Raw genomic sequence first — 24503 nt, 5'->3', positions numbered from 1 at the left:
GGGGGCGACCGGTTCGCCACGCGCACACGACAGGGCGCCCCGATCGTCGAATCGGGGCGCCCTGGGTCGGTGCGGGCGAGCGGCCGGCCGCTACTTCGCGGCGCGGGCGCGCAGTCGCGGAGCGAGGTCGCGCTCGAACAGCTCGAGGAACCGGCGCTGGTCGTGGCCGGGCGCGTGGAACACGAGGTGGTTGAAGCCCCAGTCCATGTACTGGCCGATCTGCTCGACCACCTCGTCGGGGTCGGTGCCGACGATCCAGCGCTTGGCGATCGTCTCGATCGGCAGGGCGTCGGCGGCGCGCTCCATCTCGACGGGGTCGGTGATGTCGTGCTTCTGCTCCTTCGAGAGCGACAGGGGCGACCAGAACCGGGTGTTGTCGAGCGCCGTGTCGAGGTCCTCCTCGTACGAGAGCTTGATCTCGATCATGCGGTCGTACTCGTCGAACGTGCGGCCGTCGGCGCGGGCCTCGAGGCCCTCTCGCACGGCGGGCATGAGCTGGTCGGCGTAGAGCTCGGCGCCCTTGCCGGAGGTGCAGATGAAGCCGTCGCCGGCGCGTCCGGCGTACTTGGCGACCTGCGGCCCGCCCGCGGCGATGTAGATCGGCACGCCCCCGTCGGGACGGTCGTAGATCGAGGCGTCGTGCGTCGAGTAGTACTCGCCGTCGAAGCTCACCTGTCCGTCGTCGTTCCAGAGCGAGCGCATGAGCCGCACCGACTCGCGCAGGCGCGCGTAGCGCTCGCGGAACTCGGGCCACTCCTGATCGCCCGCGCCCTGGAAGCCCGTGGCGATCTCGTTGAGCGCCTCGCCCGAGCCGACGCCGAGGATGACCCGCCCCGGGTAGAGCACGCCCATGGTCGCGAACGCCTGTGCGAGCACGGCCGGGTTGTAGCGGAACGTCGGCGTGAGCACCGAGGTGCCGATGCGGATCTTCGAGGTGCGCTCGCCCACTGCGGCGATCCACGCGAGCGAGAACGGCGCGTGGCCGCCCGTGTGGCGCCACGGCTGGAAGTGGTCGCTCGTGAACACCGACTCCATGCCGTGCGCTTCGGCGGCGACCGCGATCTCGACGAGCTCGCGCGGGTCGAACTGCTCGGCGCTGGCCTTGTATCCGAGGGTGAGGGTCATGCTGCTCCCTTTCTGGTGGAGTCGGTGGGGCGTGATGACGCGCGGGCGTCGGGTTCGGACGCGGGTGACGGCTCGTCGCGTGCGGCCGGCTCGCGTGCGGCGAGGGCAGCCGCGGTGTGCGCCCCGACGCCGAGATGAACGGCCGCGTCGAGCGCCGCGATGGTGTCCACATCGCGCCGCATGGGCTCGGCGAGCGGTGCGGGCACCTCGTGCGAGAGGTCGTGGAATCCGAGGGTGCGGTGCAGCAGCGCCGAGTCCGCGCCGAACGCGGGTTCGAACCGCGTGTGCGCGGCGGCGGCCGCGAGGGTCGTTCCGGTGCCCTCGGCATCGGGCATGAAGGCGAGCGGATGCCGCGACGCGGCGCCGAGCGCGGCATCGAGCGCCTGCGGGGTCAGCGCCGGCAGGTCGCCGAGCAGCACGGCGATGCCGCGGTGGCTGCGCGGAGCGCGTCCGTTGCCGGGCACCACGGCCGGATCATGGTCGGCGGTGGCAGCTGGAGGAGCTGCCGGTGCACGTTCGGCGGTGGCGAGCCGCCTGGCCTCGGTGATGCCGTGTCGGATCGCGGCGGTGAGCGAGCGCGGCTCGGGCTCGGCGACGACGACCACGCCGTTCGGCACCTCGTCGACGTGGCCGCTGAGGTCGCCGACGACGATCACGCGGTTCACGCGTTCGGCGGCGAGCGCCGCGTCGATCGTGTCGAGCACGAACGCCCGCGCGAGGTCGGCGCGCGCGGCGCGGTCGAGCGAGGGCGCGAGGCGCGTCTTGGCCTCGGCGAGGAGCTTCACCGGCACGACGACGTCGTAGGTCAGCATGTGGTCGCCTCCGTCTGGAGCCGGGCCCGCGCGGCCAGCGCTTCGGCACGGGCCGCCGCGACGCCTTCGGCATAGCCGGAGGCGAACCCCTCGGCATGCCCGACCGCGCGTCCGCGGGCGAACCCCGCCTCGTGTCCGTCGCGGCGCCCGAGCTCGATCGCCTCGTCGGTGCCGAGCCGGAACATGTCGCGGTCGGACGGGCGCGCGATCGACGCCGCGCCGGGCAGGTCGAGCGCGCCGACCGCGCGGGCGAGGCCCGAGACGATCGCCACGGGACATCCGCTCGCCTTGCCCTTGACGAGGTCGCCCGCCCCGGCGAGCTCGTCGGCGAGGCAGGCCATGGTGACGGTCAGGGTGCGCCCCGCCGCATCGGTGCCGCCGCGCAGGTCGTCGACCACGTGCACGCCGGCTGCACCGATCGCGACGTCGGTCTGGCCCTCGCGCCACGGGCGGCCGAGCGTGTCGGAGAGGATCACGCCGACGCTCCGGCCGGTGCGCGACCGCAGCCCGACTGCGAGCGCCTGCGCCGACGCGTCGGGGTCGACGGGCAGCAGCAGCACCGTGCCCTCGGGCGTGTTCGACGCGTCGACGCCCGCCGCGGCCGCGACCATGCCCTGGCGGTTCTCGACGATGCGCGTGGTGCCGCCCGGGTGCGCCCGCGTCGCGACGACGCGCACGGTCTCGTCGGTGATGGCCTGCTCGCGGTCGGCCGCGGCGACGATACGCCCCTCGGCCTTCGACACGATCTTCGAGGTCACCACGACGATGTCGCCGTCGCGCAGCCCGCCGGCGTCGGCGGCGGCACGCGCGATGAGGTCGACGAGGTCGTCGCCCGGGCGGATCTCGCCGAGGCCGGCGAGGGCGCGCACCGCGATGGCCGCGGCATCCGTCACCCGATCGAACCCGCGCTCGGCGGGCGGCGAGGTCGCGAACGCAGTGCTCATCGCACGAGCCTCGGCAGCACGTCGCGCCCGAAGACCTCGAGCCACTCGCGCTGGTTGCGCCCCACGTTGTGCAGGTAGATGCGGTCGAACCCCAGGTCGATCAGCCGCTGGATGTGCGCACGGTGCACGTCTGGGTCGCTCGACACCGTGAGCCGGCCGGTGAAGTCCTCGGGCCGCACCGAGCGCGCCAGCTGCTCGAACTCGAAGGGCGAGCGGATGTCTCCGCGAGCGAAGCGCATGCCCGCGATGGGCCACTCGCGCAGCGCGTTCGCCATCGCCTCTTCGTCGGTCGGCGCCCACGAGAGGTGCAGCTGCAGCACCCGCGTGAGCTTCGAGCGGTCGCGCCCGCCCTCGCGGGCACCCTCGTCGAACTTCGCGAGCAGTACGCGCAGGCGCTCGTCGTCGGCGCCCGTCGTGATGATGCCGTCGACCTGCCGGCCGGCGCGCTTCGCCGTCACGGGGCCCTGGGTCGCGACGAAGATCTCGGGCGCGACCGGCGGCATGGTCCAGAGCCGCGTGGTCTCGAGCTTGAAGTGGGGCCCTGCGTGGCGCACCTCGCGCCCGGCGATCGAGGCGCTGAAGAGCTTCTTGATGAGCTCGATCGCCTCGAACATGCGGTTGATGCGCTCGTGCGCCTCGGGCCAGTACTCGCCGACGATGTGCTCGTTGACCGCCTCGCCGGAGCCGATGCCCAGCCAGTGCCGACCGGGGTACATCGACGCGAGCGTCGCGCTGGCCTGCGCGACCATGGCCGGGTGCCACCGGTAGGTCGGCGTGGTCACGCCGGGCCCGAGGTCGCCGGTCGTGCGCTCGCCGAGCGCGGCGAGCACGCTCCAGACGAACGAGGACTCGCCCTGCTGCGGCAGCCACGGCTGGAAGTGGTCGGAGGCCATGACGCCCGTGAAGCCGTGCTGCTCGGCGAGCGCGGCGAGCGCCACCGCCTCGGCGGGCGGGAACTGCTCGAGCATGGCGGCGTATCCGATGTGCACTGACACCCCTCCATCCTCCCGCTCCCGTGCGGGGCCGTGGCACGCATTCGGAGATTCGGCGGGCCCGTTCAGGTCGTCGGCTGCCCGACAGGTTCAGTATTTCGGATTCTGGATCCAAAAAGCAAGAGGCGCGCGATGCCGGAGCGGTTGCTGCGGCGGGATGGAACCTCGCAGCGAGCCGGAGGCGGTGCGGAGAGCCGGGACCTCGCTCAGCGCGGCGCGCGGACGCGCAGGGCAGGCGCCGAGGCATCCGTCTCCTGCGACTCCGCCTCGAGCAGCTCGAGCACGGCATCGCGCACGCCGACGAGGTGATCTCGCAGCACGCCCGCCGCCCGATCGGCATCGCCCGAGGCGACGGCCTCGACCAGCTGCTCATGCGTGTGGCTGTGCTCGGCGTCGCCCACGAGGCGCCACCCGAGCACATAACGGCCGACCTTGAGGCGCAACTGCTCGATCATGTCCCAGAGCACGGGCCGGCGCGCGGCGTCGTAGAGCTCGGCGTAGAACTCGGTGCGGGCGTCGACGAACTCGGCGCCCTCCTGCTTCTGGTCCGCCGACTTGCCGAGCGCCCGCAGGCGGGCGACGCGCTCGTCGGTGAGCTCGGCCATCGTCAGCCGCAGCGCCTCGACCTCGAGGAGCACGCGGATGTCGTAGACCTCCTTGGCCTGCGAAGGCGAGAGCGACTTCACGACGGCGCCGCGGCGGTCGTGGAACTCGACGAGCCCGTCGGCCTCGAGCTGGATGAGGGCCGACCGAACCGGCAGGCGCGACACGCCGATGAGCTCCGCGAGCGTCTCCTGTCGGAGCTTCTGCCCCGGCAGCAGCGCGCCGCTCAGGATCGCATCCTTCAGGATGTCGTAGACCATCACGCCGACCGATCGGTAGCCGGTCGCGTGCTGCCCCGCGAGTTGCTGGAGGGCCGCGGCACCTCCGTCGCCGACGGGGGCCGATGCCGACGTGCCGCCCCTGGGGCCTGCGTTCTGCGCGCTCATGGATCCTGAACGTAGCGGATATCGACCACGATCACGCGTTTCTGGATCCAAAAACCACGAAGTCGGTCGAAGTGCTACAGGTCCCGCCGGAGCGGCCCCTCGTTCTGCGCCTCGTCGAACCCGTCGCGGTAGCCGTTGTCGTAGGCCTCGTCGGCGCCCACGCGGAACAGGTCCCGCTCGGGCGGACGCTGGATGCTGCGGGCACCGGGCAGGTCGAGCTCGCCGACGTAGCGCCCGAGTCCGCGCACCACGGCCACCGGGATCCCGGCGGACTTGCCCTTCACGAGCTCGGCCGCGCCTGCGATCTCGTCGGCCACGCACGGCATGGTCACGGCGAGCGGCTTGCCCGAGGCATCCGTCGCCCCTCGCAGGTCGTCGAAGACGTGCACGCCGGCCGCGCCGATCGCGATGTCGGTCTGGCCGTCGCGCCACGGGCGGCCGAGCGTGTCCGACAGGATCACGCCGATCGAGAGCCCGGTGAGCGCGCGGATGCCGGTGGCGAGCGCCCGTGCCGACGCGTCGGGGTCCAGCGGCAGCAGCAGCACCGTGCCGTCGGGGGCGTTCGAGGCGTCGACCCCCGCGGCGGCGCCGATGATGCCCTGGCGGTTCTCGACGATGCGCGTGACGCCGCCCTCGTACGCGCGCGTCGCGACGACGCGCACGGTCTCGTCGGTGATCGCCTGCTCGCGATCGGATGCGGCGACGACGCGCCCCTCGGCCTTCGAGACCACCTTCGACGTGATCACGAGGATGTCGCCCGCTTCGAGGGTCGTCGCCCCGACGATGATGGCCGCCAGATCGGCGCCCGCTACGATCTCGGGCACCCCCTCGATGCCTTCGATGCTGTATCCCACGGCTCTCCCCGGCTCGCCCAGACTCGGCACCATCATGACATCACGCGTGTGCCGCCTGCCAGAACGTGCCGCTCAGAGTCCGCCGATCGCGATCGGCCGGATGAGCGGCGTGTGCACGACCTTCGGGTCGACCTGCCCCGGCTCGGCGCTCAGGAACCGGAACTCGAGCACGGTGGTGGCACCCGGTTCCACGTCGATCGGGAGCGAGTTCGCCGAGCCCGCAGCCCCGTCACCGGCGTAGGCGACGCGCTTGCCGTCGACGAGCACGCCGCCGTCGAACGCGCCCTCCGGCGGCGAGACCGTGACGATCGTCGCGATCCGTCCGTGGCCGAAGCCCTCGCGGTACGCGCCGCTCGCGTCGCTCGGCATGAGGGCGAGATCGTCGGGCGTGACCGTGTTGGCGAGCGTCATGCGCACCGTGACCTCCGACCGGCCGTCGTCGCCCGCCGGAGCCGCGCCGACGTCGATCGAGACGTCGAGGTAGGGGTCGAGCTTGGCCGCGGTCGAATCGTTGAGGTAGACGCCGTACGTCTGCGCTCCCGATGCCTGCTGGGCGGCGAGCAGCCCGGCGAACGCCGAGCGCTCGAGCGCGGCCTGCTCGTCGGGGTGGGCGCTCCACACCGAGAGCCGCTGCTCGGCGCCGGCACGACCCAGGGAGGACACGAGCGCACCGAGGTCGACCGGCTGCGAGAGCATCGAGGTCAGCGTCGCGGCGGCGACGGACCCGAAGTACTGGTCCCTCGCGAACTGGTCGAACGTCGGCACGCGGTACGGGTCGACGAGCAGGCGCTCGACGGCGTTGTCGGCGTCGATGGGGGTGGCGCCGGGCACCTTCACCGGCCCGGTCGCCTCGAGCAGGTACGACAGCGCGATGGGGTCGAGGGCCACCACGCCGTCGATGCGGTCGCCGAACGCCTGCTTCCACATGCCGGCCGCGAGCTCGCCGGTCTCGGCGAAGTCGGGCGTCATCGTGATGTTCTGGATGTACCGGCCGACCTCGTCGCCGAACACGGCGCGGGTCCCGTCGCGGACCGCGAGCGGCTGGGTGAACTCCGAGAAGTCGTATGCGCTGGCCTGCCGCACGAGCGAGAGCGCCCCGTCGTCGACGCTGACGAGCGCGATCGCGCCGGGGATGCCGCCCGCGGTGCGGAGCTCGGCGTTGTTGAGCGAGAGGATCAGGTACTGTCGCGGCGCGTCGGAGCCGAGGGCCGCCGGCACGAACGCGACCGCGTCGTCGACCGCTCCCGCCATGCCGGAGGCGCGGGTGAGCGCGTCGACGAAGCGATCCCGCGCCGACGCGATCGGCGCGAACAGCCCTGCTCGGGGGATGCCCGACACGCTGTCGAGTGCGGTTCCGATCGACGTCGACGCGCCGTGGATCACCGGCGCGATCGACGCGATGCGCGTGACGTCGATGCGCCCCGAGCCGTCGCGAAGCGTGTTCGGGTCGAGGTCGTCGAGGATCCCGACCATCGGCAGCACGGCGTCGGACGAGACGTGGTCGAGCTCCCTCGCCATCGTGCTCGCCGCCGCCAGGTCGTCGCCGACCCACGGAATCGCCTGCGCCATGGCCCAGATCGGGTCGCCCGTCAGCCGCGCCGCCTCGGACGCATGGGCGGCGAAGCGCCTGGCCTCGGTGCCGGCCGTGTCGACATCACGGGCGAGCATCGCCGTCGCGACCGCCTCGCCCGACTCGGCCGCAGCCTCCAACTCGGCCTTGGCGAGCCACCCGCGCACCCCGATCCACGCAGCCGCTGCCAGCACCGCCACGACGAGCGCACCGCACACGAGGAGCACGATGCGCGCCCGACGACCCGGCTTGCGGGTCGTCGGCGCGATCTCGTCGGGGTGCGGTTCGGTCATTCGGTGCCGGTGCCGGTGCCCGTGCTGGTGCTGGTGCGGCGTCGGCGCATGAGCACGAGGACGAGCCCGACGACGGCCGCTCCGAGTGCGGCCAGTCCGAGGGGAAGCGTCCACGCCGCGACCCCCGTGTGCGGCAGCGACTCGCCGTTGACGGTGTCGACCGCCATGTCACCCGCCGGCGTCGATCCCCCGGGATCGGTGCAGGCCGGGGTCGCGGGCGGGTAGCTCAGCGGCACGGTGACCTCGGGGTTGACGACGATCATCGCCGAGGACACGCTCCTGGTCCACGCGAAGTTGCCGGTCGTCTCGACCCATTGCCCGTTCACGAACGCCCAGCCGGGCCATCCGTTCGCGTTGCCGTTCTCGTCGACCGACGCGCCAGGCCAGAGCACGCTGCCGGACAGCGAACCGCCCTGCAGCTCGCCGAGCGGGATCTCCATGGTCTGCCCGCCCGCCCCGCTGAGGATGAGCCGTGCGAAGTTCGAGGTGGCGACCCCGTCGGGGTCGGTCAGCTCGACGGAGAAGAAGATGTACGGGGCGTCGTTGTCGCAGACGCCGACCGCGGTGGATCCGCCGAGGCTCGGCTCGACGGGGACCTCGGGAACGTATCCGGGGTCGGGACTCGGGGGGATCTCCTCCGCGTAGGCGGCCTGTCCTCCGACGAGGACGAGGGCCGCCGCGAGCAGGATGCCGGCAGTCGTTGCGCGCATGATGACACCAGTCGGGTAAGGGCGTCGCTGCGGGTGTTCCAACGGGTCAGGTCGGGGCGGGTCCTGCTGCGGCGCAGCGGGTGGTTGGGGTCGGGCCGGGGTCGCCCCCGTCCTGATGTCCATGAGAGTACTCTGCGGCCCGCCCCGCCGAACCCCCCGGAACTGGGGGGATTTCGGGTCCGGAACGACCTCGGATCCGCGTGAGGACGGGCGCGGCGCGAGGTTGCCCGACCGGCGCGCGTTCGGCCTACCATCGAGCATGGACGACCACCTCGACGTCGTGCCCGGCGACGGCCGCGACGAGACCGCGAACCAGCGCAGCGATCGCAACTGGAACGAGATCCTGCAGGAGCTGCGGGTCGCCCTGACCGGCACGCAGCTCATCGGCGGCTTCCTCATCGCGGTGGCCTTCCAGCCCCGATTCGACGAGCTCGACGACTACCAGTTGCGGCTCTACCTCGTGCTGGTCTCGCTTGCCGGACTCGCGACCGTGATCGGCCTGGCGCCCGTGACGCTGCATCGCGCGCTGTTCCGGCGCAAGGTGAAGGAGCGGCTCGTGCTCACGGGCAACCGCCTGCTCGTCGGCCACCTCGTCGTCGTCGGCCTGCTGCTCGTCGGGGTCACCTCGCTCGTGTTCGATGTCGCGGTGTCGCGGCCCGCCGGCTGGTGGGCGCTCGGCATCGGCATCGTGATCGTGATCGGCGCCTGGGTGGTGCTCCCGCTCGCGCGCAAGGCCGCCGACCACGACGCCGAGCTCCCGGCCTGAGCACCTCGTCGTCCGTCGGTGTCGCCCGCCGACCGTAGGCTTGAACCCATGCGCATCGCCACCTGGAACGTCAACTCGATCCGCACCCGCGTCGAACGCACGGTCGACTGGATGGTGCGAGAAGACGTCGACGTCCTGGCCATGCAGGAGATCAAGTGCAAGCCGGAGCAGTTCCCGCACGAGGCGTTCGAGGCTGCCGGCTACGAGCTCTCGATCCACGGCCTGAACCAGTGGAACGGCGTCGCCATCGCGAGCCGCGCACCGATCGAAGACGTGCAGACCGAGTTCCCGGGCATGCCCGGGTTCCTCAAGGGCCACGAGGGCCCCGACCTGCCGAAAGAGGCGCGTGCGCTCGGCGCGACCATCGACGGCGTGCGCGTCTGGAGCCTCTACGTGCCCAACGGGCGCTCGCTCGACGACCCGCACTACACCTACAAGCTCGACTGGCTCGCGGCCCTGCGCGAGTACACGCGCGCCGAGACCTCCGCGCACCCGACGCGCCCGTTCGCGCTCATGGGCGACTTCAACATCGTGCCGTTCGACCACGACAACGGCGACCCCACCGTCATCGAGGGCGTGACGACGCACGTCTCGCCGGCCGAACGCGAGGCGTTCTTCGCGTTCGAGGGCGCGGGCGTCGCCGACGTCGTGCGCCCGCTCGTGCCTGAGGGCTTCACCTACTGGGACTACAAGCAGCTGCGGTTCCCCCGCAACGAGGGTCTGCGCATCGACTTCATCCTCGGGTCCGAGGCGTTCGCGCACGCCGTCACCGGCGCGTCGATCCACCGCAACGAGCGCAAGGGCACCGCCCCGAGCGACCACGTGCCGGTGCTCGTCGACCTCGACCTGGGCGGCGGCGACGACGAGTTCGACCGACCGATGTTCCTCTAGGCGCGACTGTTCCACTAGGCGCGACGGCCGCCGAAGCGGGCCGACCGGGCGGTTTCCGGCCGATCGATCTACGCTCGAGTGGTGACGACTTCTCCCGAACGCGTCGTCGGAGACCCGTTCATCGGGATCACGATGGCCGAACGCTACCGCCTCGACCGACTCATCGGCCGTGGCGGCATGGCCAGCGTCTACCGAGCCGACGACCTGCTCCTGCACCGACCCGTCGCGGTCAAGGTCTTCGGGGCCGCCGCCGAGGGCACCGACGACCGCGACCGCCGCGCCTCGGAGATCGCGCTGCTCGCGAGCCTCTCGCATCGCGCGCTCGTGCGGCTCTACGACGCCGGCCACGACCCGTCGACCGGCCGCGAGTTCCTCGTCATGGAACTCGTCGAAGGGCGCGACCTGCGCGAGGCGCTGCGGCTGGGCCCGCTCTGCTCCCGCGAGGCCGCGGCCATGCTCTCGGACCTCGCCGAGGCGCTGCACGCGATCCACGACCGGGGCATCGTGCACCGCGACATCAAGCCCGCCAACGTGCTGTTGGAGCCCGCGAACGTGCCGGGCCGCACCTGGAACGCGAAGCTCGCCGACTTCGGCATCGCGAGGCTCATCGACGACGCCCGGCTCACGAGCACCGGGCTCCTCGTCGGCACGCCGGGGTACGTGAGTCCCGAGCAGGTGACCGGGGCCGTCCCCGCACCGCCCGCCGACGTCTACGCGCTCGGGCTGCTCGTGCTCGAGGCGCGGACACAGCAGGCCGCGTTCCCGGGCCCCGCCGCCGAGTCGGCGAGCGCTCGACTCGTTCGCGACCCGGTCGTGCCACCAGAGCTCGGCGACGACTGGGTGGCGCTGCTCCGCGCGATGACCGCGCGCGAGCCCGCCGAGCGCCCGACGGCGCTCGAGGTCGTGGTCGCGGCGTCCGCGCTCGACGTGTCGGAACGATCGGATGCGGCCCAGACGGCGACCACCATCGCATTCGCCGGGGCAGCCGAGACGCCGACCGTCGCGATGACCGGAGCCGGGACATCCGTCGCCGACGACGTCGCGACCGTGCGGATGCCCGGCGAGCCCCGGCCCGACGCGACCGGCGAAGGGTCGACGCGCGTGCTCACGGTGCCGGGATCGAACTCGTCCGAGGCAACACCGGAGCCGCAGCCGGGCCCTGCGCACACGCCTTCCCGCGACACGCGCCGGCCGAGACGGACGGCGCGCATCGCCGTGCTCGCGCTGGTGGCCGCCGTGGCCGCGACGCTGCTGTGGATCCTGGTCGCGCCGCTCGTCGCGCCACCCACGGCAGCCCCTGAACCGCTTCCGAGCGTTCCCGGCGAGCTCGGCGTGCACCTCGAGCAGCTCGACGAGGCGGTGACCCCGTGATGCGCTCGAGCCTTCGCGCGACCGCCGTCGCCGCCGGCGTCGCCCTGCTCGTCGCCCTCGGCCTCACGTCGTGCGCTCCGACGAACGACGACACCGCCGCCGAGATGCACACGTCGGTCGTCCGCATCTCGGAGCGCGCGGCCTCGGCCGACTACGCGGGCGCCCTCGCCGAGCTCGGGCTCCTCGAAGCCGACGTCGACCAGGCAGCCGCCGACGGCGACCTCGATGCCGCGCAGGAGCAGGAGATCAGGGACGCCCTCGCGCTCGTGCGAGCCGACCTCGAGGCGGCAGAGGTCGCCGCGACCCCCACGCCGACGCCGACCACCGACGATTCGGACGATTCCGGGAACTCCGACGACTCGCCCGGCAACAGCGACAACAAGGGCAAGGGGAAGGGCAAGGACAAGAACGAGGACGACTGACCGGGCGCCGGAGCTCGCGCCCGAGACATCCGCCGCGACATCCGCCACCATGGAGGCATGACGCAGGCGAACCCCGACGAGATCACGCTCGACCCGAAGACCCCTGACGAGGTCGAGGCGTGGCTGCCCGTGGCGATGCGCGAGTACGAGGAGTCGCGGCTCGAAGCCGGTGACAGCGCCGAGGGTGCGGATGCCGCGCGCGCCGAGTCCGAGCAGCGGTTCTTCCCCGACGGCCGGCTCATCGACGGCCACCTGCTCTTCACCATCCGCCTGGCCGGCGAGGATGCCGGGTGGTTCTGGCTCGGACCGTGGGGCGGCACGGGCGTCGAGGACTGGTGGATCTACGACATCCGCGTCCACGACGAGTTCCAGCGCCGCGGCATCGCGCGCATCGTCATGCAGCGCGCCGACGCGATCGCGAAGGACGGCGGCGCGACGAGCCTCGGCCTGAACGCGTTCGCGTACAACATCCCGGCGATCACGCTCTACGAGAGCCTCGGCTACCTCACCGCGTCGCTGCACATGCGGAAGGCGCTCTGATGCCGGATGCCGCGGCCGGGCGCGACCGCCCACGACGGTCTGTTCAGCGACCACCGGGTCAGCGACCACCGGGTCAGCGACCACCGGGTCAGCGACCCCCGGGTCAGCGACGCCCGGCTCAGCGACGCCCGGTGAACCGCTCCATCGATCGGTAGACGCCGAAGCCGTCGCCCACGACGCGATCGAACACCCGGGTCGGCAGCAGCCCGCGCAGCGCACGTGAGAGCCCGACGCTCCAGGGCAGCTCGAGCAGCGGCTTGCCGGCGAGCATGGCGCGCCAGACCCGTTCCACGACGAATCCGGGCTCGAGCACCGGCGCGAGCGCCGGCCCGCGCGCGCCCGAGAACATGCCCGTCGAGACGTAGCTCGGGGTGACCGTCGTGACCTTCACGTTCGTGTGGTCGGCCTGCTCGAGCTCGACGCGCAGCGAGTCGCTCCACCCGATCAGTGCGGCCTTCGAGGCGGCGTAGGTCGCCATGCGCGGGTTCGCGATCGTGCCCGCAGCCGAGGCGATGTTCACGATGCGTGCGGGCCGGTAGGAGTTCGCGATCATGCCTGGCAGGAACTCGCGGGTCACGTACATGGGCGCGAGCGCGTTGACCTGCATGGTGGGCCGGGTGTCGTCGCCGTTGTCGGTCTGCCAGAAGTAGCCGTTGCCGCGCACGATGCCCGCGTTGTTGATGAGCACGTCGGGGTTGCCGACCTCCCTGCGCACCTTCTGGGCGTGCTTGGCGATCGAGCCGAGGTCGGCGAGGTCGACCACGTACGAGTGGATGCGCGTGCGCCCCTGCGACACGGTGCCGAGCTCGTCGACCGTGCGGGCGAGCGCCGACGCGTCGCGGTCCCACAGGGTGACGGATGCGGCGCGCTCGGCGACCGCGCGCTGCGCGTACATGCGGCCCATGCCGCCGGCGGCCCCCGTGATGAGGAGGCCGGCTCCGCGCACCGTTCTGGTCATCCGTCCATTCTCGCAGCGGCGGGACGGCTCGGATCCCCCGCGCTCGCCGAACCTGAGTGTCAACGTGTTGACCTTTTTTCGTCAACCTGTTGACATTGCGAATGTCAACAGGTTTACTCATCTCATGAGCCCCGAACCGAAAGCCCTCCCAGAACCCGGCGGCCCCCTGGGCGACCACCTCACGGTCACCCTGCACCTGCTCGTCGACCGCATGGATCGCTTCGCGGACGCGCTGCTGCAGGCGCGCTACGGCATCAGCTTCAGCCAGTTCCAGTTCATCGCGGTGATCGCGAACCTGCCGTCACCGCCCGACATCACCTTCCTCGCCGACTGCCTCGGCGTCAGCAAGGCCGCAGTCAGCAAGCGCGTGCCCGCCTTCGTCGAGGCGGGGTTCGTGCAGACCAGCGCCGACCCGGCGAACGCCAGGCGCGTGCTGCTGTCCATCACCCCGAAGGCCGGGCAACTGCTCGCCGAGGCACTGCCGGTGCTCGGGGCCTCCTTCAGCGACGAGTTCGACGACCTCGTCTCCCCAGACCTCGACGCGCTGCACGAAGACCTCAAGGCGGTCATCCGCCACCTCGACTCCAAGGAGCACTGAACCATGACGAACAGCACCATGACGAACACGCTCGTGATCATCGGCCACCCCAACGCCGGCAGCTTCAACCACGCCCTCGCCGAGCAGTACGCGGCAGGCCTGCGCGCGGCATCCGTCGACGCGACCGGTGCTCCGGCCGACGGCTCGCAGGTGCGGGTCATCGACCTCGCCGAGCGCGAGTTCGACCTGCTGCCCGCCGACCGCCGCGACCTGCGCGCCCCCGACGGCGACACCTCGCACCTCGAGCCGCGCATCCGCGAGTTCATCGACGACGTCGCGTGGGCCGACCACCTCGTGTTCTTCTTCCCGCAGTGGTGGGGCACGTACCCCGCGGTGCTGAAGGCGTTCCTCGACCGCGCGGTGCTCTCGGGCACGGCCTTCAAGTACGGCCGCGGGCAGATCTCGACGCGGCTGCTCACGGGCAAGACCGCGCGCATCTTCATGACCATGGACTCCCCCGTCGCCTGGAACCGCTTCGTCTACCGCAACGCCGCCGAGACCTCGCTCAAGCGCGCGACCCTCGGCTACTGCGGAGTGCGCACGATCGGCATCACGCGGTTCACTCCCGTGCGGTTCTCGACCCCCGAGACGCGCGCAGCCTGGCTCGAGTCCGCCCGACGGCTCGGGGCGACGGATGCCGCGAAGGCCCGCCGCCGCCAGCCGGCCCTCGTGGCGGCCGGCGCCGACCCGGCCGCCTGAGCCGGGCCGCCGCGGGCCTCGGCCGGGTACGCCCGCGCCCGAGGCATCCGCCCGCCCGCGGCATCCGCCCCGCCCGGATGCTTCGACGGGAGGAGATTCCACCCAGGGGAGGACGATTCCAGCCGAGTCGTCCTCCCCTGCGGCCGTTCTCCTCCCGTCGTCGGCGTGAGACCATGAGCGGATGCAGCAGAGACGCGCGACCGACGCCGACGTCCCGGCCATCGCCGAGACGCTGGCCCTCGCGTTCGCCGACGACCCGGTCTGGGGTCCGATCCTGCGCCGCCCCGACGGGGCGACCGACCACCTGGTGCCGTTCTGGACCCCGTTCGTCGAGGGCGCGCTGCCCCACGACGGCGTGCGGGTCGTCGACGACGGAGCCTCGGTCGCCGTGTGGCTTCCGCCCGACGTCGCCGAGATGACCGAGGCGCAGTCCGCACGCGTGAAGGCGATCGTCGACGAGACGCTCGCCCCGCGGCAGGTCGCCGCCTTCGATGAGATCATGCTGCGGTTCGACGCCAACCATCCGCACGACGTACCGCCGCACTGGTACCTGAGTCTCCTGGCGACCCACCCGTCGCGACGCGGCGAGGGGCTCGCCCAGCAGATGCTCGCGGCGAACGTGCAGGAGTTCGCCGAGCTCGGGCTCGCGGCCTACCTCGAGTCGACGAACCCGGCGAACGACCGGCGCTACGAGCGCGCCGGGTTCCGCGCCGTCGGCGGCTTCACGTCGCCGCTCGACGAGGCGAGCCCGATCACGACCATGTGGCGGCCCGTCGAGGCCTGAACGACGCAGCATGGCCGGTCAGCTCGACGCACGGCCCCGCAACAGGTATGCCGCGTACACCGCGATCCACGCGAAGCCGAGCGCGACGCCCACGAACAGGCGCATGCTCGCCGCGGGCCCGAACGGGATGCACAGCAGCAGGCACAGCACGCCCGTGACGATCGACCAGACCGCCGCCGCGCGATGGCCCTCCCAGCGCAGGCGCTTCGCCACGACGAACGTCACCGCGACCAGCGCCAGGAACGCGAGCGGCGCGGCGAACGCGTGCACGCCGCCGTGGAACGTCCACTCGGTCGGGTACCCGTCGGGCGTGCCGAGCGGGAACCCGAGCGCCGGGTCGGCCGTGAACGCGCCGCCCAGCACGAGGCCCACGCCGTACAGCGCGAACAGCACGGGCGCCCAGGTTCGGCCGGGCCCGCCGGCGAGGCTGCGGCGAGCGCCGACCGCGAACGCGAGCATCAGGATGCCGGCGACGATGAAGTTCGCGATCTGCACGTAGCCGCGGTCACCGAGCGAGAGCAGGCTGAGCGGATGCCGCGTCAGGTCGAATCCCTCGCGCGTGAGCACCTGCACGAGTCCGACCGTGACGAAGAGCGGGCCGGCGACGACGCCCGCGAGCACGAGCCGCCTCGTGGCGGGGTCCGACGCGTGCGCCGGACGGACGGCGGCATCAGATGCCGGCGCCCCGGAGGTCACGGCGTTCGCAGTGTCGAGTGACGTGTTCATGGTGATTCCCTTCGGTCGTCGGCCCGATGGAACGGGTCGTTCACCAAGACGTCGCGGCGCGGCATCCGTTCTCGACATGCGCTTCGAAGGAATCCGGAGAATCTCCGGATGCCGTGTCGAGAACGGCCTCGAGACGCCGACGCTATGGTGAGGGCACGCCACCGGGGCGGGCCTCACCGAGGAGGAATCCCATGCGGTACATGTGCTTGATGAAGTCCGACGAGCATCAGGGCGAGACCCCGCCCGCGATCTACGAGGCCATGGCCGAGTACGACCGCTGGGGTCGCGAGACGGGCGTGCTTCTCGACAGCCAGGGGCTGCTGCCGAGCTCGGCGGGCGCGATCGTGTCGCTCGCCGACGGCGCGATCAAGGCCGTCGACGGCCCGTTCACCGAGGCGAAGGAACTCGTCGGCGGGTACGCCGTGATCGAGGTGCGGTCGTACGAGGAGGCGGTGGAGCTCGGGCGCCGGCTCATGCAGATCCACGTCGATCACTGGCCCGGGTTCGTCGGCAGCGTCGAGATCCGGCAGATCGCGGAGTTCTAGCGGGTCGCCCGCGACCCTTGCGTCGGGGCGGCGCGCGTGGTCTCATGCCCACGTGGGCGAGCAGTCGAGTGACCGGGTGGGCGCCGGGCCGAGCGCCGTTCCGAGCGCCGGGCCGACGCGCGCCGCGATCGAGGCCGTGTGGCGACTGGAGTCGACGCGCCTGATCGCCGCGCTCGTGCGCATCGTGCGCGACGTCGGGCTCGCCGAGGACGTCGCGCAGGATGCGATCGTCGCAGCGCTCGCGCAATGGCCCGCGACCGGCATCCCGAGCAATCCCGGGGCCTGGCTGATGACGACCGCCAAGCGTCGAGCCGTCGACGAGTTCCGCCGGAAGGCGAAGCACGACGACGCCTTCGCAGCGCTCGCCCGCGAACTCGACGAGGCCGTCGATGCCGACCCCGGCGCCGGCATCGACCACGTCGAGGACGACGTGCTGCGCCTCATGTTCATCTGCGCCCACCCCGCCCTCACCGCCGAGGCGCAGACCACGCTGACCCTGAAGCTCGTCGCCGGGCTCTCGACGCGCGAGATCGCCCGCGCGTTCCTCGCGCCCGAGGCGACGGTCGCGCAGCGCGTCTCGCGCGCCAAGCGCACGCTCGCCGAGGCGGGCGCCGCGATCGAGGAACCGAGCGGCGACGAGCGGGCCGCACGACTGCAGACCGTGCTCGGAGTGGTCTACCTGCTCTTCAACGAGGGGTACTCGGCGACCGAGGGCGAGGAGTGGGTGCGGCCCACGCTCTGCGACGAGGCCGTGCGACTCGGCCGCATCCTCACCGCGATCGTGCCAGACGACCCCGAGGTGCACGGGCTCTCGGCCCTCATGGAGCTGCAGTCCTCGCGGCTCGCCGCACGCGTCGGCGCCGACGGCGAACCCGTGCTGCTCGAGCATCAGGACCGCAGGGCGTGGGATGCCGAGCGCATCCGCCGCGGACGGCAGGCGCTCGCCCGCGCCGACGCCATCCTCATCGCCGGGCCCGCCCTGAGCCCGGCCGCCGAGCCCGGACCGTTCGTGCTCCAGGCCGCGATCGCCGACGAGCACGCGCGCGCGGCATCCGTCGACGCCACGGACTGGGCGTCGATCGCCGAGCTCTACGAACGGCTCGGGCAGCGCACCGGATCACCCGTCGCCGAACTCAACCGTGCGGTCGCGCTCGGGCGCGCGTACGGGCCGGAGGCCGGGCTCACCCTGCTCGACCAGCTCACCGGCCTGCCCGCGTTGCGCGACTACCACCTCGTGCCGAGCGTGCGCGGAGACCTGCTCGAGCGCCTCGGCCGGGGTCTCGACGCAGCCGTCGAGTTCGAGCGCGCCGCCGGCATGACCTCGAACGCCCGTGAGCGCGACCTGCTGCGAAGCCGTGCCGATGCCGCGCGCAGCCGCTCGCAGACCCTGCCACGCTCGTGAACCCGTGACCGGTCCCGTTCGCAGGAACTTCGACGTCGTCGGGCGTCACGCGAGAACCCGCCGTGTTACGCCCCGGGTCAGCCTCACCTGACAGTGCCTGCCCTGCTGGATACCGTCGAAGCACCCCACCAGCCACCGCACGTCGAGGAGACGCCATGGCCGCGGCATCCGCCACCGCTCGCGCAGCGTCGTCGAACACGCGAGCGAATGCGCACTCCGCCGCCGCCGCGCCGGTCTCGTTCCGCGGTCTGGGTCGCGCGTTCGCCACCCAGGGCGGCGAGCGTCAGGTGCTGCGCGACATCGACCTCGAGATCGCCGCCGGCGAGATCGTCGCCATCCTCGGGCCGAGCGGATGCGGCAAGTCGACGCTGCTGCGCATCGCCGGCGGCCTCGACCGGCCGACGCAGGGCGAGACGCTCATCGGCGGCGAGCCCGTGAAGCCGTTCGACGCCCGCTCGGCCGTCGGGTTCCAGGAGCCGCGCCTGCTGCCGTGGCGCACGATCGCGAACAACGTCGCACTCGGGCTGCCCCGCGGCACCCCCCGCGCCGAGGGTCGCGACCAGGTCGCGCGCCTGCTCGACCTCGTCGGCCTCGCCGACTTCGCCGACCACCGGCCGCGCGAGGTCTCGGGCGGCATGGCGCAGCGCACCTCGCTCGCCCGCGCCCTCGCGCGCAACCCCGCCGTGCTGCTGCTCGACGAGCCGTTCGGCGCGCTCGACGCCCTGACGCGCCTGAAGATGCAGGACCTGCTGCTCGACGTGCACGCCGCCGAGCCCGCGACCGTGCTCCTCGTGACGCACGACGTCGACGAGGCGCTGCAGCTGGCCGACCGGGTGATCCTGCTCGGGCACGAAGCGGGTCCGGATGCCACGCCCGGCGCCGTCGTCACGCAGACGGTGGTCGTTCCCGGGCACCGACCCCGCGACCGCGGCTCGGCAGAGCTCGCCGAGCTCCGCGGGCGCCTGCTCGACGGACTCGGCATCGACCGGCACGGCGTCGCCCGCGGCATCGAGACCGGCACCACGATCCCGCACTACCCGTACTGACCGACCCGCACTCCAACACCCGCGCTTCACCGCACCGACGTCCGACGCACCACAGCACCCGCGTCGCGTCCCACCCAGAGGAGAACACATGTCCCGCACCGCACCGTTCCTGCGATCCGCGCTCGTCGCGGGCGCCGCCGCCTCCGCCCTGCTGCTCTCGGGCTGCGTCGCCGGCGAGGGCCAGGCCGCAGAGCCCGAGCCCGCGGCATCCGGCGAGGCCGTCTCGCTCGAGGGCCAGACGCTCAACATCGACTTCGCGACCTACAACCCGCTGAGCCTCGTCATCAAGGACCAGGGCTGGCTCGAAGACGCCGGCCTCACCGTGAACTGGGTGCAGTCGGCCGGCTCGAACAAGGCCAACGAGGCGCTGCGCGCCGGGGCCATCGACGTCGGCTCGACCGCCGGCTCGGCCGCGCTGCTCGCACGCTCGAACGGCTCGCCGATCCAGGTCATCGACATCTTCTCGCAGCCCGAGTGGGCCGCCCTCGTCACGACCGACGGCACGGGCGTCGAGTCCGTCGAGGACCTCAAGGGCAAGCAGGTCGCCGCGACCAAGGGCACCGACCCCTACTTCTTCCTGCTGCAGTCGCTCGAGGCCGAGGGCCTCTCGGCCGACGACATCACGGTGCAGAACCTGCAGCACGCCGATGGCTGGGCCGCACTCCAGAACGGTTCCGTCGACGCCTGGGCGGGTCTCGACCCGATCATGGCCGGCGCCGAAGAGGCGGGCGCCTCGCTCTTCTACCGCAACGTCGACTTCAACTCGTACGGGTTCCTGAACGCGACCGAGGACTTCATCGAGAACAAGCCCGAGGTCGCGCAGGCCGTCGTCGACGCCTACGAGCACGCGCGCGCCTGGGCCGAGGAGAACCCCGAGGAGACCGCTTCGATCCTCGCCGAGGTCGCCGGACTCGACGAGGCCGTCGCCACGAAGGTCATCACCGAGCGCACGAACCTCGACGTCGACAACGTTCCCGGTGACGCGCAGGTCGCGGTGCTCGAGAAGATCGGCCCGATCTTCGTCGAGCTCGGCGACGTCCCCTCGCAGGAGCAGGTCGACGACGCGCTCGACACCCTCATCAACGACGAGTTCGCGACCGCCGCAGACCCGTCGCGCTTCGAGTGAGGATCGACTGAGATGACGGATGCCTCGAACGGCGTGACCTCCACCGGGGCCGCGATCTACGACGGCGAGGAGATCAGGGTCGCCGCGAACGGCCCGATCACCGCGGTCGCCGCGGGTCGCGGCGCCGGACGCGAGGCATCCGTCACTCCTGATCCACCCCGCGGAACCGGCGCGCGACGCCGGCTGGTCGACCGCCGCTGGTTCGCCGTCGTCGGCGGCGCCATCATCCCGCTCGCACTGCTGCTCACGTGGCAGTTCGTCTCGACGAGCGGGCTGGTGCCGGTCTCGATGCTGCCGAGCCCCGAGATGGTCTGGCTCGCGGCCGTCGACCTCGCCCAGCGCGGGCTGCTCGGCCTCTACATCGCGATCTCGACGCAGCGCGTGTTCATCGGGTTCGCGATCGGCGCCGTGTTCGGCCTCGTGGTCGGCGCGATCGTCGGACTCTCGAAGCTGGGCGACATCCTGCTCTCGCCGACGCTCGGCGCGATCCGCGCGGTGCCGTCGCTCGCGTGGATCCCGCTGCTGATCCTCTGGTTCGGCATCGCCGAGGACTCGAAGATCATCCTCATCGCGATCGGAGCCTTCTTCCCGGTCTACACGATCGTCGCCGCGGCCCTCCGCCACGTCGACCGGCACCTGCTCGAGGCCGGGCGCGCGTTCGGCCTCCGCGGCATCCGCCTCTTCACCGCGGTGCAGCTGCCCGCGGTCGTGCCCTCGGTCGTCTCCGCGCTGCGCCTCGCGCTCGCACAGGCCTGGCTCTTCCTCGTGGCAGCCGAGCTCATCGCGAGCTCGATGGGCCTCGGGTTCCTGCTGCTCGACTCGGGCCAGAACGGTCGCATCGACCGCATCTTCCTCGCGATCATCCTGCTCGCGGTGCTCGGCAAGCTCACCGACGCCCTCGTCGGCCTCTTCGAGCGTTGGGCAGTGCGCAAGTGGGCGTGAGCCGCCCGAGCAGCGTGAGCCGCGTGAGCCGCCCGCTCGTTCAGATCTCGGTCGCCTCGCCGGCCGGGATCCGGCGGTAGGCGCTCCCGATCAGCGCGCCGGCGATGTTGTCGGTGAACGTCCGTCCGGAGTCGGCAAGGAGGCCGTCGTGGACGGGCACGACCGTCGCGTTCGGGTGCCGCTTCGCGTAGTCGATCGTCTCGGCCAGCTTGAGCCAGGGGGCCATGACGGGAGCGAAGAGCACCTCGACCGCCTCCGGGTCCGGAGCGGCCGTGAACGAATCCCCGGGGACGAGCAGCCGGCCGTCGATCAGGTAGGCGTTGTTCGCCACCGGAGGCAGGCTCGGGTAGATCTCCGCGTGCAGCCCGGTTCCGACGACGGCGATGTCGAAGCCGGCTGCATCGAACGTATCTCCCGGTGCGACGGCGTGCAGCCGATCCGCCGGCACTCCAGCCTCCTCGAGTTGCGTGACGACAGCCGCGGGCGCCCAGACGTCGGCCGTGACGCCCACGAGCGCGGCAGCCGCCACGTGATCGGGGTGCCCATGGGTCACGAGCACCGCAGCGGCATCCGCCAGCCCGGCGAGGTCGCTGAAGGCGCCGGGGTCGATGACGAGACGGCTGCCGCCGTTGTCGAGGCTGATCGCGGAATGGCCGAGCAGGGTGATCGCGGTCATGGGGATTCCTCTCGAAGCGTGTCCTTCACGCTACAACTCGTCCGGCGTGACGGAGCATGACGCCGCATCGGACCGGGCCGGGCGGCCTCACGTAGCGTCGGAGCATCGGGATGCCCGCACCAGCGTCGATGCGCCTCGCCCATCGCGATCGGAGCCCCGTCCGGTCGCCTGAGACACGCGACGACGAACGGACCAGCATGAGCATCGACCCCCTGCTCCACGAGCACCGCCGCTTCCCCGCATCCGACGCCTTCGCCGCGCGGGCCAACGTCACGGCGGCCGATGCCGACGCGCTGCGCGCCGCGGCCGACGCCGATCCGGTCGCGTTCTGGGAGCAGCAGGCGGCCCGGCTCGACTGGGCGGAGCCGTGGCACACGGCCCACACGTGGCATCCGGCGAGGACCAATGGTGAGACCGGCGAACTCAGCGTGCCGCGTGCCGAGTGGTTCGCGGGCGGACGCCTGAACGCGAGCGTCAACGCGGTCGACCGGCACGTGGCCGCGGGGCGCGGCGACAAGGTCGCGTTCCACTTCGAGGGCGAGCGCGGCGACCGACGCTCGCTCACCTATGCCGAGCTGCAGCGCGAGGTCGCGAAGGCCGCGCACGCGCTCACCGAGCTCGGGGTCGTCGCGGGCGACCGCGTCGTCGTCTACCTGCCCGTGCTGCTCGAGACGGTCATCGCGACGCTCGCCGTCACGCGCATCGGCGCGGTGCACTCGCTCGTGTTCGGAGGCTTCTCGTCGGAGGCGCTGCGGTTCCGCGTCGAAGACACGGGGGCCAAGCTCGTCATCACGACCGACGGCCAGTTCCGCAGGGGCGCGGCCGTGCCGGTCAAGGCGGCCGTCGACGCGGCCGTCGCAGGCGTGGCATCCGTCGAGCACGTGCTCGTGATCCGGCGCACGGGCGACGAGACGCCCGACCTGCCGTTCACGCCAGGGCGCGACGTCTGGTGGCACGAGGTCGTCGGCCGACAGCCCGACGTGCACGAGGCCGAGAGCTTCGATGCGGAGCATCCGCTGTTCATCATCTACACGAGCGGCACGACCGGAAAGCCGAAGGGCCTGGTGCACACGACCGGCGGCTACCTCACGCACGTGGCGTACAGCTACTGGGCGGTCTTCGACGCGAAGCCCGACGACGTCTACTGGTGCACGGCCGACCTCGCGTGGGTCACCGCGCACAGCTACGTGCACTACGGGCCGCTGCTCACGGGCACGACGAGCGTCATCTACGAGGGCACGCCGAACACCCCGCACCCGGGCCGGCACTTCGAGATCATCGAGCGCTACGGCGTCACGACCTACTACACCGCGCCCACGCTCATCCGCTCGCTCATGACCTGGTTCCCCGAGGGAGTTCCCGGAGCGGATGCCGGCGGCCACGACCTGTCGTCGATCCGACTGCTCGGCTCGGTGGGCGAGGCGATCAACCCCGAGGCGTGGATGTGGTTCCGCGAGCAGATCGGTGCGGGCGCGGCGCCCATCGTCGACACCTGGTGGCAGTCCGAGACGGGCGCTGCCGTCATGGCGCCGCTGCCCGGCGTCTCGACGCTGAAGCCCGGCTCGTCGCTGCGCGCGCTGCCCGGGCTCACGACGCGGGTCGTCGACGAGCAGGGGTCGGATGTCGCACCCGGCCATGGGGGTTACCTCGTCATCGACGGCACCTGGCCCGGCATGGCGCGCACCGTGTGGGGCAACCCCGAGCGGTACCGCGACGCCTACTGGGCCCGCTTCGCCGACTGCGGATACTTCTTCTCGGGCGACGGCGCGAAGGTCGACGCCGACGGCGACATCTGGCTGCTCGGCCGGGTCGACGACGTCATCAACGTGTCGGGCCACCGGCTCTCGACCATCGAGATCGAGTCGGCGCTCGTCGCCCATTCCTCGGTCGGCGAGGCCGGAGTCGTCGGGGTCGGCGACGCGACGACGGGCGAGGCGATCGTGGCGTTCGTGGTGGCATCCGACGCCCTGACGGGCATCGCAGCGAGATCGGATGCCGCGGCCGAGCGCGCCGCGGCGCTGCGTGCCCACGTGGCCACCGCCATCGGCCCGATCGCGAAGCCCCGCGAGGTCGTGTTCGTCGCCGACCTGCCGAAGACCCGCTCGGGCAAGATCATGCGCCGCCTGCTCGTGGATCTCGCCGAGGGCCGCCCGCTCGGCGATGTGACCTCGCTCCAGGACGACCGCGTGCCCGACGCGATCGCCGAGCTGCTCGCGGGCTGAGGCCGGCGTCCGCTGAGGTCGGCGCGCGGGCGGCGCCCGTGGAAGTCGGCGCGCATGACGCCCGGCGTCGTCGCATGGCGCGAGCGCGGCGTTGCCCATTGACGACCGGCGACCTGACCTGCCACGCTGCATCCGGCGATATCCGCCCCATACCCGCGAAGGAAGCCCGCATGTCTGACCTGCCCGCCGCCCCCGTTCCCCCCGCCCAGCCCGCCGCCCCGGTCGCGCCGTCCGAGAAGTGGAACGTCCTGTCGATCGTCGGCTTCGTGCTGTCGATCATCGGGTTCAACGTCGTCGCGATCGTGCTCGGCTTCATCGGCCTCAACCAGGTCAAGAAGACGGGCGAGCGCGGCCGCGGCCTCGCCCTCGCCGCCGTCATCATCGGCTTCGCGTCGATCGTGATCGGCATCATCCTGACGATCGTCTTCGTCTCGGTGCTCGCCACGACGAGCGCGGTCACCTCGACCTACTGAGTCGCACGCGCGCAGAAGCCCCCGCTC

Annotated in this window: 26 protein-coding genes; 15 read left to right on the top strand and 11 right to left on the bottom strand. The window is 72.1% G+C overall.

Annotated elements, in window-relative coordinates; translation table 11 throughout:
• Window positions 1-90: 90 nt before the first annotated feature.
• The 8 genes from fgd to BM342_RS18320 form a co-directional block, all read right to left on the bottom strand.
• Complete coding sequence (gene fgd / locus BM342_RS18355) at window positions 91-1125, bottom strand: glucose-6-phosphate dehydrogenase (coenzyme-F420) (RefSeq protein WP_092968976.1); 1035 nt, start codon at window positions 1123-1125, stop codon at window positions 91-93.
• Complete coding sequence (cofC, locus tag BM342_RS18350) at window positions 1122-1937, bottom strand: 2-phospho-L-lactate guanylyltransferase (protein WP_143109936.1); 816 nt, start codon at window positions 1935-1937, stop codon at window positions 1122-1124. Before cofC ends, fgd begins: the two co-directional genes overlap by 4 nt.
• On the bottom strand, window positions 1931-2881 hold the full coding sequence (locus tag BM342_RS18345) for a coenzyme F420-0:L-glutamate ligase (RefSeq protein WP_092968974.1): 951 nt from the start codon (window positions 2879-2881) through the stop codon (window positions 1931-1933). The genes cofC and BM342_RS18345 overlap by 7 nt, the downstream gene beginning before the upstream one ends.
• A complete protein-coding gene (locus BM342_RS18340) occupies window positions 2878-3876 on the bottom strand; it encodes a TIGR03557 family F420-dependent LLM class oxidoreductase (RefSeq protein WP_255368949.1) in 999 nt (332 codons plus the stop codon). Before BM342_RS18340 ends, BM342_RS18345 begins: the two co-directional genes overlap by 4 nt.
• A 203-nt stretch (window positions 3877-4079) precedes the next feature.
• A complete protein-coding gene (locus BM342_RS18335) occupies window positions 4080-4862 on the bottom strand; it encodes a GntR family transcriptional regulator (RefSeq protein ID WP_092968972.1) in 783 nt (260 codons plus the stop codon).
• A 74-nt stretch (window positions 4863-4936) separates the two neighbouring features.
• Window positions 4937-5749, bottom strand: coding sequence for a coenzyme F420-0:L-glutamate ligase (gene cofE, locus BM342_RS18330; protein ID WP_092969463.1), 813 nt, complete (start codon window positions 5747-5749; stop codon window positions 4937-4939).
• Window positions 5750-5788: 39 nt separating this feature from the next.
• The gene (locus BM342_RS18325) at window positions 5789-7579 is read right to left on the bottom strand and encodes a DUF4012 domain-containing protein (protein ID WP_092968970.1); all 1791 of its coding nucleotides are present in this window, start codon (window positions 7577-7579) and stop codon (window positions 5789-5791) included.
• On the bottom strand, window positions 7576-8289 hold the full coding sequence (locus tag BM342_RS18320; protein ID WP_143109935.1) for an LPXTG cell wall anchor domain-containing protein: 714 nt from the start codon (window positions 8287-8289) through the stop codon (window positions 7576-7578). The genes BM342_RS18325 and BM342_RS18320 overlap by 4 nt, the downstream gene beginning before the upstream one ends.
• 259 nt (window positions 8290-8548) lie before the next feature.
• Between BM342_RS18320 and BM342_RS18315 the strand changes: the two genes are divergently transcribed.
• From BM342_RS18315 to BM342_RS18295, 5 genes are all read left to right on the top strand, one after another.
• Window positions 8549-9055: a DUF6328 family protein gene (locus BM342_RS18315; RefSeq protein WP_092968968.1), complete on the top strand. Its 507-nt coding sequence runs from the start codon at window positions 8549-8551 to the stop codon at window positions 9053-9055.
• A 48-nt stretch (window positions 9056-9103) separates the two neighbouring features.
• Window positions 9104-9946 carry an exodeoxyribonuclease III gene (locus BM342_RS18310; RefSeq protein WP_092968966.1) on the top strand — a complete coding sequence of 281 codons (843 nt, stop codon included), beginning with the start codon at window positions 9104-9106 and terminating at the stop codon, window positions 9944-9946.
• 81 nt (window positions 9947-10027) lie between these two features.
• Entirely contained in the window at window positions 10028-11317 is a 1290-nt protein-coding gene (locus BM342_RS18305; RefSeq protein WP_143109934.1) for a serine/threonine-protein kinase, read from the top strand.
• A complete protein-coding gene (locus BM342_RS18300; protein WP_143109933.1) occupies window positions 11314-11739 on the top strand; it encodes a hypothetical protein in 426 nt (141 codons plus the stop codon). Before BM342_RS18305 ends, BM342_RS18300 begins: the two co-directional genes overlap by 4 nt.
• A gap of 57 nt (window positions 11740-11796) precedes the next feature.
• Window positions 11797-12279 carry a GNAT family N-acetyltransferase gene (locus tag BM342_RS18295; RefSeq protein ID WP_092968961.1) on the top strand — a complete coding sequence of 161 codons (483 nt, stop codon included), beginning with the start codon at window positions 11797-11799 and terminating at the stop codon, window positions 12277-12279.
• 118 nt (window positions 12280-12397) lie between these two features.
• On the opposite strand, the gene BM342_RS18290 is transcribed toward BM342_RS18295, so the two are convergent.
• Window positions 12398-13237 carry an SDR family oxidoreductase gene (locus tag BM342_RS18290; RefSeq protein ID WP_092968959.1) on the bottom strand — a complete coding sequence of 280 codons (840 nt, stop codon included), beginning with the start codon at window positions 13235-13237 and terminating at the stop codon, window positions 12398-12400.
• A gap of 124 nt (window positions 13238-13361) precedes the next feature.
• On the opposite strand from BM342_RS18290, the gene BM342_RS18285 reads away from it, so the two are divergent.
• From BM342_RS18285 to BM342_RS18275, 3 genes are all read left to right on the top strand, one after another.
• Window positions 13362-13835, top strand: coding sequence for a MarR family winged helix-turn-helix transcriptional regulator (locus BM342_RS18285; protein WP_092968957.1), 474 nt, complete (start codon window positions 13362-13364; stop codon window positions 13833-13835).
• A 3-nt stretch (window positions 13836-13838) separates the two neighbouring features.
• Entirely contained in the window at window positions 13839-14534 is a 696-nt protein-coding gene (locus tag BM342_RS18280; RefSeq protein ID WP_255368947.1) for an NAD(P)H-dependent oxidoreductase, read from the top strand.
• Window positions 14535-14715: 181 nt separating this feature from the next.
• On the top strand, window positions 14716-15318 hold the full coding sequence (locus BM342_RS18275; protein ID WP_092968955.1) for a GNAT family N-acetyltransferase: 603 nt from the start codon (window positions 14716-14718) through the stop codon (window positions 15316-15318).
• An 18-nt stretch (window positions 15319-15336) separates the two neighbouring features.
• On the opposite strand, the gene BM342_RS18270 is transcribed toward BM342_RS18275, so the two are convergent.
• Window positions 15337-16044: a DUF998 domain-containing protein gene (locus BM342_RS18270; protein WP_177232266.1), complete on the bottom strand. Its 708-nt coding sequence runs from the start codon at window positions 16042-16044 to the stop codon at window positions 15337-15339.
• 191 nt (window positions 16045-16235) lie between these two features.
• Here BM342_RS18270 and BM342_RS18265 point away from each other — a divergent pair, with 191 nt between their 5' ends.
• The 5 genes from BM342_RS18265 to BM342_RS18245 all read left to right on the top strand — a co-directional run bounded on the left by BM342_RS18265 (window position 16236) and on the right by BM342_RS18245 (window position 21105).
• On the top strand, window positions 16236-16589 hold the full coding sequence (locus tag BM342_RS18265; RefSeq protein WP_177232265.1) for a YciI family protein: 354 nt from the start codon (window positions 16236-16238) through the stop codon (window positions 16587-16589).
• A 52-nt stretch (window positions 16590-16641) separates the two neighbouring features.
• The gene (locus BM342_RS18260; RefSeq protein WP_255368946.1) at window positions 16642-17991 is read left to right on the top strand and encodes an RNA polymerase sigma factor; all 1350 of its coding nucleotides are present in this window, start codon (window positions 16642-16644) and stop codon (window positions 17989-17991) included.
• A 155-nt stretch (window positions 17992-18146) separates the two neighbouring features.
• Window positions 18147-19037: an ABC transporter ATP-binding protein gene (locus BM342_RS18255; protein ID WP_092968947.1), complete on the top strand. Its 891-nt coding sequence runs from the start codon at window positions 18147-18149 to the stop codon at window positions 19035-19037.
• 88 nt (window positions 19038-19125) lie between these two features.
• Complete coding sequence (locus BM342_RS18250; protein WP_092968945.1) at window positions 19126-20163, top strand: aliphatic sulfonate ABC transporter substrate-binding protein; 1038 nt, start codon at window positions 19126-19128, stop codon at window positions 20161-20163.
• A gap of 12 nt (window positions 20164-20175) precedes the next feature.
• Window positions 20176-21105 (top strand): ABC transporter permease, encoded by a 930-nt coding sequence (locus BM342_RS18245; RefSeq protein ID WP_218154970.1) that lies wholly within the window; start codon window positions 20176-20178, stop codon window positions 21103-21105.
• 40 nt (window positions 21106-21145) lie between these two features.
• Here BM342_RS18245 and BM342_RS18240 read toward each other — a convergent pair whose 3' ends face one another.
• Window positions 21146-21781 (bottom strand): MBL fold metallo-hydrolase, encoded by a 636-nt coding sequence (locus BM342_RS18240; RefSeq protein ID WP_092968943.1) that lies wholly within the window; start codon window positions 21779-21781, stop codon window positions 21146-21148.
• Window positions 21782-21978: 197 nt separating this feature from the next.
• Here BM342_RS18240 and acs point away from each other — a divergent pair, with 197 nt between their 5' ends.
• Both acs and BM342_RS18230 read left to right on the top strand, forming a co-directional pair.
• Window positions 21979-24003, top strand: coding sequence for an acetate--CoA ligase (gene acs, locus BM342_RS18235; RefSeq protein ID WP_092968941.1), 2025 nt, complete (start codon window positions 21979-21981; stop codon window positions 24001-24003).
• Window positions 24004-24173: 170 nt separating this feature from the next.
• Complete coding sequence (locus BM342_RS18230) at window positions 24174-24476, top strand: DUF4190 domain-containing protein (protein WP_092968939.1); 303 nt, start codon at window positions 24174-24176, stop codon at window positions 24474-24476.
• The last annotated feature ends 27 nt before the right edge of the window (window positions 24477-24503 follow it).

It is taken from the genome of Agromyces sp. CF514 (assembly GCF_900113185.1).
GTDB lineage: Bacteria > Actinomycetota > Actinomycetes > Actinomycetales > Microbacteriaceae > Agromyces.
This window is presented reverse-complemented; position numbering and strand designations above follow the sequence as displayed.